This is a genomic window from Pseudonocardia hierapolitana (genome assembly GCF_007994075.1).
GTDB lineage: Bacteria > Actinomycetota > Actinomycetes > Mycobacteriales > Pseudonocardiaceae > Pseudonocardia > Pseudonocardia hierapolitana.
Map to the genome: position 1 here is coordinate 6,938,956 of NZ_VIWU01000001.1, position 14,468 is coordinate 6,953,423.

Sequence of the window (14,468 nt, forward strand, 5' to 3'; positions counted from 1 at the left end):
ATTTCGCCATCGGCCTGGCCAGCATGAAACCCCTCGCGTGAGGGGGAAATCGAATGGCTGCGCCGCGGCGCAAAACGGCGGTGCTGCTCGCGCTGCGCTACTACGGGCGTGAGCTCGCCCGCAACCGACGGGTCGCCGCTCCGGCGCTGCTGCTGCCGGCGTTGGGAAACACCTGCCAGGCCTACATCGGCCCGCTGATCGTCGCCGCGCTCGCCGGCCGCATCGCCGGGGGAGAGGAGGTCGGCCCGGCCACCGTGCTGCTCCACGTGCTCGGGTTCGCCGCCGTGCTGCTGCTGGCCGAGGGGTTGTGGCGCGTCGGCGTGCACTGCCTGAACCGGACCGACGGCCGCGGGATCGAGAACCTGTACGTGATCGGCATGAACGAGCTGCTCGCGAAGGACGCGGCGTTCTTCCACGACAACTTCGCGGGTTCGTTGACGAAACGGGTGCTCAGCTTCGCCGCGCGGTTCGAGGAGTTCGTCGACACGCTCGCGTTCTCCGTCATCGCCAGTTTCGTGCCGCTGGTGTTCGCGTCGGTGGTCCTCTGGCAGTACGACCCGATGCTGGTCGTCGTCCTGGTGAGCCTCATCGTGGTGACCGCGCTGGTCATCGCCCCGCTCGTGCGGCGGCGTCAGGCGCTGGTCGACCAGCGGGAGGCCGCCATCGCTCGGGTGTCCGGCCACGTCGCCGACAGCTTGATGAACATGGAGACGGTGCGTGCCTTCGCCGCCGAGGAGCGCGAGGCTGCCGAGCACAAGACCCGCGTCGCCGAGCAGCGCAGGCTCTCCATCAGGTCGTGGGACTACGCCAACCTGCGCATCGACACGGTCGTCGCGCCGATGTACGTGCTCACCAATGCGCTCGGTCTGTTCGTCGCCATCGGCCTCGGCGGCGGCCAACTCGGCGTGGAGGCCATCATCGTGACGTTCACCTACTACTGGAGCGCCACGCGGGTGATGTTCGAGTTCAACCAGATCTACCGGCGGCTGGAGAGCTCGATGACCGAGGCCGCCCAGTTCACCGAGCTGCTGCTCACCCCGCCGACGGTGTGCGACCCGGTGTCCCCGGAGCCGCTGCGCGCCACCGCGGCAGACGTGCGGTTCGAGCAGGTGACGTTCGCCCACGACGGCGGTGCGCCGCTCTTCACCGGCCTCGATCTGGTGGTCCCCAGCGGCACGAAGATCGGGCTCGTCGGGCGTTCCGGCGGCGGGAAGAGCACCCTCACCAAGCTGCTGTTGCGGCTGATGGACGTCCACGGCGGGCGCATCCTGGTCGGCGGGCAGGACATCTCCCGGATCAGCCAGGCCGACCTGCGGAGCCTGATCTCCTACGTACCGCAGGACCCTGCCATGTTCCACCGGACCCTGCGCGAGAACATCGCGTTCGGGCGGCCGGGGGCGAGCGAGGCGGAGATCCGCCGCGCCGCCGAGGCCGCGCACGTCACCGAGTTCGTCGACGGGCTGCCCGACGGGTTCGACACGGTCGTGGGGGAGCGCGGGATCAAGCTGTCGGGCGGCCAGCGCCAGCGGGTGGCCCTCGCCCGCGCCATCCTGCGGGACGCGCCGATCCTGCTGCTCGACGAGGCCACCAGCGCCCTGGACTCGGAGAGCGAGGTCCTCGTCCAGCACGCGCTGTGGCGGCTCATGGAGGACCGCACCGCGCTCGTCGTGGCCCACCGGCTCAGCACCGTGGCGCGGATGGACCGGCTCGTGGTGCTCGACGGCGGCCGGATCGTCGAACAGGGCAGCCACGCGGAGCTGCTCGCGGCGCAGGGCGCCTACGCGGCACTGTGGGAGCACCAGTCCGGAGGCTTCCTCGACGACGTCGATGCGGTCGACGACCTCGACGACGTCGACGACCTCGACGACGTCGACGACCTCGACGCGGTCGGCGCCGACCGGCCCTGAGACAGGAGGTCGACCGTGCCCATCGACCAGGCTCTCCTCGAGGAGGAGACGATCGACCTGGTGCGGGACCTGATCCGCATCGAGAGCGTCAACACCGGCGACCCCACCACGATCGGCGACGGCGAGGCGTGCGCCGCGCGGTACGTGGCCGAGCGGCTGGCCGAGGACGGGATCGAGTCCGAGTACGTGGAGCCGTCCCCCGGACGCGGCAACGTCGTCGCCCGGATCGCGGGCGGCGACCCGTCGGCAGACGCCCTGGTCGTGCACGCACACCTGGACGTGGTGCCGGCGAACGCCGCCGACTGGTCCGTGCCGCCCTTCGCCGCCGAGGTGCTCGACGACGGCCGGCACGGCGAGGTCCTGTACGGCCGCGGTGCCGTCGACATGAAGGGGTTCGCGGGCACCGTCGTCGCGGTGGCGCGGGCACTGCGCCGTGCCCGGGTGGTGCCGCGCCGGGATCTCGTCCTGGCGTTCTTCGCCGACGAGGAGGCGGGCGGCGAGTGGGGGGCGAAGTGGCTGGTGGAGAACCGGCCGGACCTGTTCTCGGGCGCCACGGAGGCGGTCGGCGAGGTCGGCGGCTTCTCGGTACCGGTGCCCGGCACGGCGCAGCGGGCCTACCTGCTCGCCACCGCGGAGAAGGGCGTCGGCTGGGGGATCCTGCGGGCGCGCGGGGTGGCCGGGCACGCCTCCCGCCCGACGCGCGACAACGCGGTGGCGCGGATCGCGCGGGCGGTCGCAGCGGTGCACGACCACGAGTTCCCGGTGCGGAGCACCGAGGCGACGGCGGCGTTCCTCGCCGCGTTCGGTGAGCTGACCGGGCGTGACCTCACCGGTGACGGCTCCGACCTCGAGCGCGAGCTCGCCGGGCTCGGGTTCGTCGGCGACATCGTCAGGGCCGGCCTGCGTAACACCGCCACCCCGACGGTCCTCTCGGCGGGCGACAAGGCCAACGTGATCCCCGGCGAGGCGGTCGCCGAGATCGACACGCGGATCCTGCCCGGCAGCGAGGGCGCCGTCGAACGCGAGGTGGAGCGGCTCGTCGGGGACGGCGTCTCGGTCGAGTGGAGGTCGATGCCGCCGATCGCGGCACCCGCCGACGGGGCGCTGGTCCGGGCCCTGCGCGCCGCGGTGGCCGCGGAGGACCCCGACGGGGTCGTGGTGCCGTACCTCCTGCCCGCATCCACCGACAACAAGAACCTCTCGCGGCTCGGGATCGCCGGGTACGGGTTCACGCCGCTGCGCGTGCCGGACGACTTCGACGTCTTCGGCATGTTCCACGCGGTCGACGAACGGGTGCCGCTGTCGGCGCTGCGGTTCGGCGCACGGGTGACCGCGCGGATCCTCGCGACGGCGTGATCGAGCACAGCAAGATCGGACCTTCCCACCGGACAGGGCGTCGGTAGCGTCCCGGCCATGACACGAGCCAGGGTCTGGCTGATCACCGGCGCCTCTTCCGGCTTCGGGCAAGCGCTCGCGACGGCGGCGGTGGCCGCGGGCGACACGGTGGTCGGCGCGGCGCGGCGCACGAACCGCCTCCCGGACGGCGTCGAGGCGGTCGAGCTCGACGTCGCCGACGCGGCCGCGGGCAAGGCCGTCGTCGACGGCGTCGTGGATCGGCACGGCCGGCTCGACGTGCTGGTCAACGCCGCGGGCCTCGCCTTGATCGGTGCGGCCGAGGAGACCACCGAGGCCGAGCTGCGCGATCTCATGGACGTGCACTTCTTCGGGCCCGTCGCGCTCACCCGCGCCGCGCTGCCCCACCTGCGTGTCCAGGGCGGCGGCGCGATCGTGCAGTTCAGCAGCCTCGGCGGGCGTCTGTCGTTCCCCGGGGTCGGCGCCTACAGCGCCACGAAGTTCGCGCTGGAAGGCTGGTCCGAGGCGTTGGCGGCCGAGGTCGGCCCGCTCGGCATCCGCGTGCTGATCGTCGAGCCCGGCGCATTCCGGACCGGTCTGCACGGGGGTGGCATGCGGATGAGCGAGCCCATCGCCGCCTACGAGGACATCGTCGGGCCGGTGCGGAAGATGCAGCGGGACTTCGACGGCACGCAGCCGGGCGACCCCGCCAAGGCCGCGGCCGCCATCCTCGACGCGCTGGACGCCGAGGAACCCCCGCTGCGCCTGGCCCTCGGCAACGACGCCGCCGACGCGATCGCGGCGTCCATGGAGTCGAACGCAGCGGAGCTCCGTGCCTGGGAGCACGTCACCCGCAGCACCGATCTGTAGGGACTCACCTGCGGAGGGCCTTGCGGGCCAGCCAGTTCCCCACCAGCTGGGCCAGCTGCACGATCAGGACGATGATCACCACGGTGACCAGCGTGACCGTCCAGTTGAACTGCTGGTAGCCGTAGCTGATGGCGAAGTCGCCGAGCCCGCCGCCGCCGACGTATCCCGCCATGGCCGACATGTCCACGACGCCGATGAAGATGAACGTGTAGCCCAGGATCAGCGGCCCCAGTGCCTCCGGGATCAGGACGCTCCAGATGATCCGGAAACGGCTCGCGCCCATCGCGCGGGCGGCCTCGATCACGCCGGGGTCGACCGAGATGAGGTTCTGCTCGACGATCCGGCCGATCACGAACGTCGCCATCGCCGACATCGGGAACAGCACGGACTGGGTGCCGATCGTCGTGCCCATCACGAGCAGCGTGAGCGGCCCGATCGCGGTGATGAAGATGATGAACGGGATCGGGCGGATGATGTTCACGAGCACGTTGAGCAGCCCGAACAGCGGGCCGTTCTGCAACAGGCCGCCGCGACGCGTCGCGTAGAGGGCCACGCCGAGCACGAGGCCGAGTGCCCCGGCGATGAGCATCGTCCAGAAGACCATGTAGACGGTCTGCTGGAACGACAGCCACAGGACGGGGGACAGGGTCGCCCAGTCGGTCATGAGCGCACCACCTGCGCGAGCTCCTCGACGTGGGTGTGCGTGCGCAGCTCGGCGATCAGCGCGTCGATCGCGGGGTCGGCGCCGGCGAGCTCGAGTGTGATGCTGCCGAACGGCTTGTCGGCGAGCTCGCGGATCCCGCCGTAGATGATCGTGCTGCGCACGTCGTGGCCGGCGATCACCTCGGACACCGCGGTACGGACGGCCGGGTCGTCGCGGATCCCGACGGTGACGATCCGGCCCGGGAAGTGCTCGCGCAGCCGGACGAGGGTCTCCTCGGACGGCCGGTCGTGCAGCACGCTGTGCACGAAGCGGCGGGTGGCCGGCTCGCGCGGGTCGCTGAACAAGACGGGGCCGCGCTCGATCACCCGGCCCTGCTCCATCACCGCGACGGTGTCGCAGATCGAGCTCACGACGTCCATCTCGTGGGTGATGACGACGATCGTGGTGCCCAGCTCCCGGTTGATCCGCTTGAGCAGCGCGAGGACGTCCTTGGTGGTCTCCGGGTCGAGCGCGCTGGTGGCCTCGTCGGCGAGCAGGATCCGCGGCGACGTGGCCAGCGCGCGGGCGATGCCCACCCGCTGCTTCTGCCCGCCCGACAGCTGGCTCGGGAACTGGCGGGCCTTCTCGGCGATCCCGACGAACTCCAGCAGCTCGGCCACCCGTTCGCGGCGCCGCTCGCGCGACCAGCCCGCGATCCGCAACGGGTAGCCGACGTTGCCTGCGACGGTGCGCGAGGAGAACAGGTTGAACTGCTGGAAGATCATCCCGACCTCCCCGCGCAGCTCGCGCAGCCCGCGCTCGCCGAGCTCCCCGGTCACCCGGCTGCCGACGGTCACCGTGCCCTCCGTCGGCAGCTCGAGTGCGTTGATCATGCGGACGAGCGTGCTCTTCCCGGCCCCGGAGTGGCCGATGACGCCGGTGATCTCCCCGTCCTCGACGTCGAGATCGACGCCGTCGACGGCACGCACCTCCTGGCCGCGTCCGGACGGGAAGACCTTGCTCACTCCGCGGAAGGAGATCAGCGGTGCCACGGCTCAGGAACCCGCCGCGCGGATGTCGTTCTCGATCTGGTCGGTCGTGGCCTGCAGGTCGGCGACGTCGTTCGTCTTGAAGACGCCGGTGTCGCCGAGGTCGGCGCGGATCGCGGCCTCGACCTCGGGGTCGTGGTACAGCGCCGCCAGCTCCAGGTAGGCCGGGTTGTCCTTGTCCTCGGCCCGGGCGACGAAGGCGTTGATGTAGGGCTTGGACGACTCGCTGTTCGGGTCGTCGGCGAAGATCCGCTGCTGGACGGTGAGGTTCGCCGCCGTGGCGTAGTTGTTGTTCACGATCGCGGCGTCGACGCTCGGCAGGTTGGCCGCCGTCTGGGCGGCGTCGACCGGCACGACCTCCACCTTGGCGGACTCGATCTCGTTCGGCGTCGACAGCGAGTTGCCGCCGCCGCGCAACGTGATCAGCCCGGCGGCCTGCAGGACCAGCAGCGCGCGTGCCTGGTTGGTCGGGTCGTTCGGGATGACGATCTGACCGCCCTGGGGGATCTGGTCGACCGACGTGTGCTTCGTCGAGTACAGCGGCAGCGGGTATACCGCCGTCGCCCCGATCGGCACGAGGTCGTCGTTGTTCTTGACGTTGTAGTTCGCCAGGTACAGCAGGTGCTGGAACTGGTTGAGCTGCAGCTGGCCCTGCGACAGGGCCGGGTTGGGCTGGTTGTAGTCGGTGAAGTTGACGAGGTTGACCGTGATGCCCTTGGCAGCGGCCTTCTCCTTGTAGACGTTCCAGTAGTTCTCACCGGCGTCGGTGACGCCGATGGAGACGACCTGGCCGGAATCACCGCTCGACGGTGCGGAGCCCGGTGCCGCGCACGAGGCCGCGAGCACGGCGAGCGGTAGCGCCAGCAGGACGGCGCGGGTCAGGCGCGAGAAGCGCGACATGGGGTGGTGGTCCTTTCGGGGGCACGGTCATCTGCGCTGGGTCGCGGGCGGGGCTCACGCCCCGAGGCCGGCGATCTGATCAGGCGCGCAGGCTCAGCGGAGGCGAAAGCCCCATATACAGCACGGACGACAGCAGCCATCGACGGGCGGACGGGGCAGGCCGCCAGGGCACCTGATCGGGTACGGGGAACGGGGGAAACCTGATCCCACGCCGTTCCCGACGGGCGCGGCCGTCGGACCGCCCTTGCCCGTCACGATCAGCCACGATACACCACCCGTTCGGGCTAGCCGTCCCTCCGGCCGGGGAGGAGCGCGGCGACGGCGGGCACGGACGCTGCGGTGGTCACGCCCGGCGGGCGAACAGCTCGTTGAGCTCGGTCTGCGGGATCTGCTGGTGGGCGAAGGTGATCGTGCCGCTGTCCCGCAGCTCACGGGCGCTCTCGCGGACGAAGCCGAGGGCGGCGCGGGCGATGCTGCCGCCGAGGCTGATGCGCGCGACGCCGACCGACCGCAGCGCCGCGACCGTGAGGCTGGTGGCGCCCAGCCCCATCACGACGTTGAGCGGGCCGTCGATCTCGCGCGCGAGCGTGGCGACCGCGTCGAGCTCGTTCACACCCGGGACGTACAGGCAGTCCGCTCCCGCCTCGCGGTAGCGGTTGGCGCGGCGGATCGAGTCGGCGAGCTCGCCCGGCGGCCGGAGCAGGAGCCCGTCCGTGCGAGCGGTGAGGACGAAGTCGTGCCGGCCGATTGCCTCTCGCGCCGCGGCGATGCGCTCCACGGCGAGCTCCTCGTCGTACAGCGAACCGCCCGCGAAGTCCTCGATGTTGCCGCCGGCGAGGCCGGCGTCGAGCGCGAGCCGGATGGTCTCGGCGACGGCCTCGGGAGCGTCGCCGTAGCCGGCTTCGAGATCGCCGTTGACCGGGACGTCGACCGCCGCGGTGATCTGCCGGATCCGGTCGAACATCTCGCCTCGGGAGACGGCCGTCGCGTGCTGCGGGATCCCGTGGTCCGCCTTCCCGAGTGAGAACGCGATCCCGGCGCTGGTCGTCGCGATCGCCGCGAACCCCGCCTCCGCCAGCACGATCGCGCTCCCGGCATCCCAGGCGTTCGGCATCACGAAGGTGCGGTCGTGGAGGTCTCGGAAGGCGGCTGAACGTCCCATGCCGTCGACGGTAGGTCTGCGGGCGGCATTTGCCCAATGCATACTGCTGACCAATGCCATCAGCAACTTGCATGGGGGGCGCCATGGAGATCGAAGCGCTGCGCACCTTCATCGCGATCCACCGATCCGGGACGGTCACCGGGGCGTCGGCCGCCCTGTTCCGCTCCCAGCCGGCCGTGAGCAGGCGGCTCGCGCTGCTCGAGAAGGAACTGGACGTTCCGCTGTTCGAGCGCGTGCCCGGCGGGGTCGTGCTGAGCGAGGCCGGACGCGCGCTGCTGCCGTTCGCCGAGGCCGTGCTGGCGAGCGTGCAGGACGCGGAGGCGGCCGTGCGTGCCGTGCGGTCGGAGGACAGCGGCCCCGTGACGGTCGCACTGGTCGGGACGCTGGCCAGCACGAACCTCACCTCGGTGCTGCGACGGTTCGCACAGCGGCACCCGGACGTCGAGCTGACCCTGCGCACGGCCACGAGCAAGGAGGTGAGCGACCTCGTGCGCCGCGCCGACGTCACCGTCGGTCTCCGGTACTCCGCGGATCCGGCTCCCGAACTGGAGTGCGAGACGCTGTACACCGAGCGAATGGTGATCGCCGCTTCCCCTGAGCGCGCGGGCACGCCGATCGCCGCGTTGAGCGCGCTCGCGGGGGAGCGGTGGCTCGCCTTCCCGGAACGTCCCGGTGAGGCATCCGGCGCCTCCGTGCGCCGGGTCATGGATGCGGCAGGCGTGGCGGAGAGCCAGATCCTGCGCATCGACAGCCTGACCGCCCAGAAGCGGCTCGTCGAAGCGGGGTTCGGGATCGCGCTCGTGCCCGAAAGCAGCATCCAGGAGGAGCTTTCCGCGGGTTCGCTCGTCGCGCTCGACGTCGGCGATCTCGAAGTCAGCGTGCCGGTCACGCTCGTGACGAGGTGCGGCGGCTACCTCTCGGCCGCCACCCGGACCTTGCTGGCGGAACTGCGGCGGGCGTGACCCGCGCTCGCCGACTGGACGTAGCGCCAGGCGCGGCCGCGGCGTAGGACTGACACGTCCACCACGCAGGCCAGACTCGACGAGGAGCTGGACATGCCTGACACGCCGCAAGACGTCCTCGCGTTGGCGCAGGAGAATGGTGCGCGGATCGTGGATCTCCGGTTCTGCGACCTCCCGGGGCTGATGCAGCACTTCTCCATCCCGGTCGAGGAGCTCACCGAGGAGGGGTTCGAGACCGGCTACGGCTTCGACGGCTCCTCGATCCGCGGGTTCCAGGAGATCCACGAGTCGGACATGCTGCTCATGCCGGACCCGGCGACGGCCGTGATGGACCCGTTCCGGGACGTGCCGACGCTGCAGATCCACTGCTTCGTCGCCGACCCCGTGACGCAGGCGAGCTACTCGCGCGACCCGCGCTACATCGCCAAGAAGGCGGAGGACCACCTGCGCGAGACCGGGCTCGCCGACGTCTCCTACTGGGGTCCTGAGCTGGAGTTCTACATCTTCGACGGGGCGCGGTTCGACCAGAACCAGCACGAGGGCTACTACCACATCGAGTCGGTCGAGGGCGTCTGGGCGTCGGGGCAGCCGGGGAGCCGCGGCTACCGTCCCCGCTACAAGGAGGGCTACTTCCCGGTGCCCCCGATGGACCAGCACCAGGACCTGCGCAGCCTGATGGTCCTGACGCTCATGGACCTGGGCATTCCCATCGAGGTCCAGCACCACGAGGTCGGCACCGCGGGCCAGGCCGAGATGGACATGCGCTTCTCGTCGCTGCTGGCCATGGCCGACAATGTCATGAACTACAAGTACGTGGTCAAGAACACGGCCTGGAAGGCGGGGAAGACGGCCACTTTCATGCCGAAACCGGTCTTCGACGACAACGGCTCGGGAATGCACGTCCACCAGTCGCTGTGGAAGAACGGCCAGAACCTCTTCTACGACGAGTCGGGCTACGCCGGGTTCAGCGACATGGGCCGCCACTACATCGGCGGGATCCTCGCGCACTCGCCCGCGCTGCTGGCGTTCTGCGCACCGACCACGAACTCCTACCGCCGCCTCGTCCCCGGCTTCGAGGCGCCGATCAACCTCGTCTACTCGCAGCGCAACCGCTCGGCGTGCGTCCGCATCCCGATGTACACCCAGAGCGCCAAGGCCAAGCGCCTCGAGTACCGCTGCCCCGACCCCACGGCGAACCCCTACCTGGCGTTCACCGCGATGCTGCAGGCCGGCCTCGACGGGATCCGGAACAAGATCGAGCCGCCGGACCCGGTCGACCGGGACCTCTACGAGCTCACGCCCGAGGAGGCCACCGACCTCAAGCAGGTGCCGGGGTCACTCGAAGCGGTACTGGACGCGCTGGAGGCCGACCACGAGTTCCTGCTCGAAGGCGGCGTCTTCACCGAGGACCTCATCGAGACCTGGCTCGACTACAAGCGGACCAAGGAGCTCGACCAGATCCGCCTGCGCCCGCACCCGTGGGAGTTCATGCTCTATTACGACCTCTGACGACGGACGGTGTGGGCTCAGCTCTCGCACCCGTTGTCCGCTCACGCACCGGCTTCCGTCGGCGCCACCCATCGAACGGGATGCGTCAGGCACGACGGGATGCGCCGACCGAGACCTCCCCGCCGGGACCCTCGCCGCATGGTGGTGGTCAACGAACAAGCATGTGCCGCGCACCGGCCACAAGACAGGCGATCCCGATTGCCGCCCACGCGGCATGCCACACGATGCGCGGGATCAACGTGCGTGACGCAAGGAGGTGTGCGTCGCTCCTGTCCCCCCGACTCAACGCGATCGTCGAGTAGTAGACGCCGCCGATCAGCATCCACCACACCATTCCGACCGCCACCGCGGCGTGAACATAGGCCGTGCCCGCAAGAGCCGCCCATCCAACGCCGATCACCGCCAGTAGTGTGACCACGTTTGCGAGCGCGTTCGCGGCCTGGAAGAAGCTCCAGATCAGAAGGAACAGCGAGGCCCAGACGACCGCCCATGCGTTGCCGTGTCCAATGGCTGCCGCACCCCCGAGCCCGAGGAGACATGGTGTGGGATAGCCGGCGAAGGTGGTGAGGAGGTCGCTGACGCTCCAGTGGTATCGGATGAGTTCAGTCGCACCGCCCCCGCCGTCCTTGAGCGTGAAGCCCCTGTGTCCGCGGAACGTGAGCACCGCCATGGCCATGTGTCCGCCTTCGTGCGCCACCGTGACGAGCGACCGTGCCCAGGAGTCGGTGAACACGACGAGCAGCAGCATCGCGAATCCCAACCCCCAGGCCAGCGGCTCGCCGACCACAGGGATCGCGTTCACTGCATCCAGGGTCGGATCGGTGATTTGCACGACGCCGATCACGTTGTACGTCCCCTCCTGTGCGCGGGGTCGGAGGACTCTTGCGGGAGTTCGTGACACACCGGACGGGCGAGCATGGTCGTACATGGCGTCGCCGACGATGCCCGCTGCGTTATCGACAGGTAGCGGGTTGCATCCGCTGCGTTATCGACTGACGTCGACGACGCTGTGATCGGGGAGCGCCGGGGTCGACATGCCGGTGGAGTTGCTCGGCTGACGGAAGTAGCGTGCCGTGGATCACACGGTGCCCGATGAGCGGACGGCGAACCGCAGGATCGATGCGGAACGGCAGGATCGTCGAGGTGGGGGACGACTCGTGACGCTGCACAGTTCGCATTGGGGAGCCTTCGAGGCCGTCGAGACGGCCGCCGGGCTCGAGGTCCGGCCCGATCCGACCGACCCGAATCCGGCAGACGCGCTGCTGCGCAACGTGCCGGCGATGCTGGACGAGCGGGTCAGGGTGCTGGTGCCGCACGTGCGCCGAGGGTTCCTGGAGCGGGGCGCTGGTCCGGACGAGCGGCGGGGGCACGACGACTTCGTCCCGGTCGGCTGGGAGCAGGCGCTGTCACTGGCCGCGCGTGAGCTCGACCGGGTCCGCACCGCGTTCGGCAATGCGTCGATCTTCGGCGGCTCCTACGGCTGGGGGAGCGCGGGGCGGTTCCACCACGCGCAGAGCCAGGTGCACCGGTTCCTCAACGTGCTGGGCGGCTACACCCGTTCCGTCGAGACCTACAGCCTGGGCGCCGCGCGCCCGCTGCTGCGCCGCATCGTCGGCAACGACGACCCGATCATGCGATCGACCTCGCTGTCGGTGCTGGCCGAGCACACGGAGCTCTTCGTCTGCTTCGGCGGCATCCCGGCCAAGAACGCACAGGTCAACGCGGGCGGAGTCACCCGGCACGCCACGGTCGGGCACTTGCGGCGGGCGCGGGAGCGGGGCGCCCGGTTCGTGCTGGTCTCGCCCCTGCGCGACGACCTGGTCGCCGACCTCGACGCGGAGTGGATCACGCCAGTCCCCGGCACCGACACGGCGCTGATGTTCGGGCTGGCGCACACGCTCGTCCGGAACGGCCTGCACGACGGAGATTTCCTGCGCACCCACTGCGCCGGGTTCGACGAGTGGTGGTCGTACCTGGACGGGCGGACCGACGGCGTCGTCCGCGATGCCGCGTGGGCGTCCCGGATCTGCGCCGTCCCCGAGGAGCGGATCGTCGCGCTGGCGCGGGAGATGGCCGCGCACCGCACGATGATCACGCTGAGCTGGTCGTTGCAGCGGGCGCGGTACGGGGAGCAGCCGCTGTGGACGGGCGTCGCGCTGGCCTGCGTGCTCGGCCAGATCGGGCTCCCCGGCGGTGGGGTGGGGCACGGCTACGGCGCGATGGCCGGGATCGGCGGGCCGCGGGCCGAGGGGCCGCTGCCCACGCTGCCCCAGGGGTTCAACACCGTCACGGACTTCATCCCCGTGGCGCGGATCGCCGACATGCTGCTGCACCCGGGCGACGGGTTCGACTTCGACGGCGCGCGCCTGCGGTACCCCGACATCCGGCTCGTCTACTGGGCGGGCGGCAACCCGTTCCACCACCACCAGGACCTCGCCCGGCTGCGGCGCGCGTTCGCCCGCCCGGAGACGGTGATCGTCCACGAGCAGTTCTGGACCGCGACCGCGCGCCACGCCGACATCGTGTTCCCGGCGTCCACCACCCTCGAGCGCGACGACCTCGGTTGTGCCCGCGAGAGCGACGCCCTGATCGCCATGCCACGGGTCACCGAGCCGCGGGGCGAGGCGCGGTCCGACTTCGCGATCTTCCGTGCGCTGGCCGAGGAGCTGGGCGTCGGCAAGGAGTTCGACGAGGGCCGCGACGAGTGGGAGTGGCTCGAGCACCTGTACGAGAGCTGGCGGGCCGCACTTGCCGAGGGCGGCGACCCGGGGCTCGACTTCGCCGGGTTCTGGGCGAAGGGCCGGATCGACCTCCCGCGGGTCAGCCGCGACCGCGTGCTCTACGCCGACTTCCGCGCCGACCCCGTCGCCCACCCGCTGCCGACGCCGAGCGGACGCATCGAGATCGCCTCGGCGACGATCGCGTCCTTCGGCTACGACGACTGCCCCGGCCACCCCACGTGGCTCGAGCCGGAGTTCCTGGCCGAACCCCCGGGCACGGGCCCGTTCCCGCTGTTCCTGGTCGCGAACAACCCGGCCACCCGGCTGCACAGCCAGCTCGACCACGGCGCAGGCAGCGCGGACGCGAAGGTCGCCGGACGCGAGCCGGTGCGGATGCACCCGGCCGACGCCGCCGCGCGCGGGCTCGCGGCAGGCGACGTCGTCCTCGTGGAGAGCCGGGTCGGGAGCGTCCTCGCCGGGCTGGTGCCGTCCGACGACGTCGCGCCGGGCGTGGTGCAGCTGTCGACCGGGGCCTGGTTCGACCCGAGCGCACCCGATGTCGCGACGTGCGTGCACGGCAACCCGAACGCCGTCACCACCGACATCGGCACCTCCCGGCTCGCGCAGGGGTGCACGGGCCAGCTCTCGCGGGTCGAGGTGCGCAAGGCGCCCGCGCCGCTGCCATCCGTACGGGCATTCGTGCCACCGGTCCGCATTCCGGGAGATGACGCACTGCGTGCGAAACCGGAATAGGAACCGGCCTCGCAGGCGCTGAGTGGTCCATGGCGACCTCTTTCTCCGTGACCTGGGACTACCGCTGCCCGTTCGCCCGCAATGCCCACGAGCACATCCTCACGGGCCTTGCAGCCGGCGCCGACTGGAATGTGCAGTTCCTCCCGTTCTCGCTCGGCCAGGCGCACGTGGAGGAAGGTGGGGTGAGCGTCTGGGACGACCCCTCGCAGGACTCCGGGATCCTCGCCCTGCAGGCCGGGGTCGTGGTGCGGGACTCCTACCCCGACCTCTTCCCGGCCGTGCACCGCGGCCTCTTCGCGGCCCGGCACGACGACGGGCTGCACCTGGAGGACCGGGCGGTCGTCGAGAAGGTGCTCACCGAGCACGGCGTGCCGGCAGCGGCCGTGTTCGAGCAGGTCGACTCCGGCGCCGCGCTCGCGAATGTCCGCGCCGAGCACGAGCGCTACGTCGCCTCGCACACGGTGTGGGGTGTGCCCACGTTCATCGCAGGCGACGAGGCCGTGTTCGTCCGGCTCATGGACCGCTCCCCGATCGGGAGCGAGGCCGCGCCGTCGATCAGGACCATCGACCGGGTCGTGGACCTGCTCACCGGCTGGCCGGAGCTCAACGAGTTCAAGCACACCGTCGTCCGGCGCTGAAC

Annotated in this window: 12 protein-coding genes; 7 read left to right on the forward strand and 5 right to left on the reverse strand. The window is 70.8% G+C overall.

Translation table 11 applies throughout. The features are described 5' to 3' along the window. Positions 1–53 precede the first annotated feature (53 nt). Genes FHX44_RS32785 through FHX44_RS32795 form a run of 3 tightly spaced genes read left to right on the forward strand, consistent with a single transcriptional unit; the run spans position 54 to position 4,130 of the window. Positions 54–1,907, forward strand: a complete 1,854-nt coding sequence (locus tag FHX44_RS32785; RefSeq protein WP_147259320.1) for an ABC transporter ATP-binding protein — start codon at positions 54–56, stop codon at positions 1,905–1,907. Between the two features lie 15 nt (positions 1,908–1,922). Continuing rightward, positions 1,923–3,263: a M20/M25/M40 family metallo-hydrolase gene (locus FHX44_RS32790; RefSeq protein WP_342793195.1), complete on the forward strand. Its 1,341-nt coding sequence runs from the start codon at positions 1,923–1,925 to the stop codon at positions 3,261–3,263. Between the two features lie 57 nt (positions 3,264–3,320). After that, complete coding sequence (locus tag FHX44_RS32795; RefSeq protein ID WP_147259321.1) at positions 3,321–4,130, forward strand: SDR family NAD(P)-dependent oxidoreductase; 810 nt, start codon at positions 3,321–3,323, stop codon at positions 4,128–4,130. Positions 4,131–4,134: 4 nt separating this feature from the next. Here FHX44_RS32795 and FHX44_RS32800 read toward each other — a convergent pair whose 3' ends face one another. From FHX44_RS32800 to FHX44_RS32815, 4 genes are all read right to left on the reverse strand, one after another. Beyond that, the gene (locus tag FHX44_RS32800; protein WP_147259322.1) at positions 4,135–4,794 is read right to left on the reverse strand and encodes a methionine ABC transporter permease; all 660 of its coding nucleotides are present in this window, start codon (positions 4,792–4,794) and stop codon (positions 4,135–4,137) included. Beyond that, a complete protein-coding gene (locus FHX44_RS32805) occupies positions 4,791–5,825 on the reverse strand; it encodes a methionine ABC transporter ATP-binding protein (RefSeq protein WP_147259323.1) in 1,035 nt (344 codons plus the stop codon). Before FHX44_RS32805 ends, FHX44_RS32800 begins: the two co-directional genes overlap by 4 nt. Before the next feature lie 3 nt (positions 5,826–5,828). Beyond that, a complete protein-coding gene (locus FHX44_RS32810; protein ID WP_147259324.1) occupies positions 5,829–6,722 on the reverse strand; it encodes a MetQ/NlpA family ABC transporter substrate-binding protein in 894 nt (297 codons plus the stop codon). Positions 6,723–7,065: 343 nt separating this feature from the next. Continuing rightward, a complete protein-coding gene (locus FHX44_RS32815; RefSeq protein ID WP_212612756.1) occupies positions 7,066–7,884 on the reverse strand; it encodes an isocitrate lyase/PEP mutase family protein in 819 nt (272 codons plus the stop codon). A gap of 83 nt (positions 7,885–7,967) precedes the next feature. Between FHX44_RS32815 and FHX44_RS32820 the strand changes: the two genes are divergently transcribed. After that, complete coding sequence (locus tag FHX44_RS32820) at positions 7,968–8,846, forward strand: LysR family transcriptional regulator (protein WP_170309133.1); 879 nt, start codon at positions 7,968–7,970, stop codon at positions 8,844–8,846. Positions 8,847–8,939: 93 nt separating this feature from the next. Further along, complete coding sequence (gene glnA / locus FHX44_RS32825) at positions 8,940–10,355, forward strand: type I glutamate--ammonia ligase (RefSeq protein ID WP_147259327.1); 1,416 nt, start codon at positions 8,940–8,942, stop codon at positions 10,353–10,355. Between the two features lie 148 nt (positions 10,356–10,503). Here the strand turns inward: glnA and FHX44_RS32830 are convergent, their stop codons facing one another. Further along, complete coding sequence (locus FHX44_RS32830; RefSeq protein WP_170309134.1) at positions 10,504–11,199, reverse strand: M50 family metallopeptidase; 696 nt, start codon at positions 11,197–11,199, stop codon at positions 10,504–10,506. A 313-nt stretch (positions 11,200–11,512) separates the two neighbouring features. Here FHX44_RS32830 and FHX44_RS32835 point away from each other — a divergent pair, with 313 nt between their 5' ends. Both FHX44_RS32835 and FHX44_RS32840 read left to right on the forward strand, forming a co-directional pair. Further along, positions 11,513–13,828, forward strand: coding sequence for a molybdopterin-dependent oxidoreductase (locus FHX44_RS32835; RefSeq protein WP_147259329.1), 2,316 nt, complete (start codon positions 11,513–11,515; stop codon positions 13,826–13,828). Between the two features lie 29 nt (positions 13,829–13,857). Then, positions 13,858–14,466 (forward strand): DsbA family protein, encoded by a 609-nt coding sequence (locus FHX44_RS32840; RefSeq protein ID WP_147259330.1) that lies wholly within the window; start codon positions 13,858–13,860, stop codon positions 14,464–14,466. Positions 14,467–14,468 lie beyond the last annotated feature (2 nt).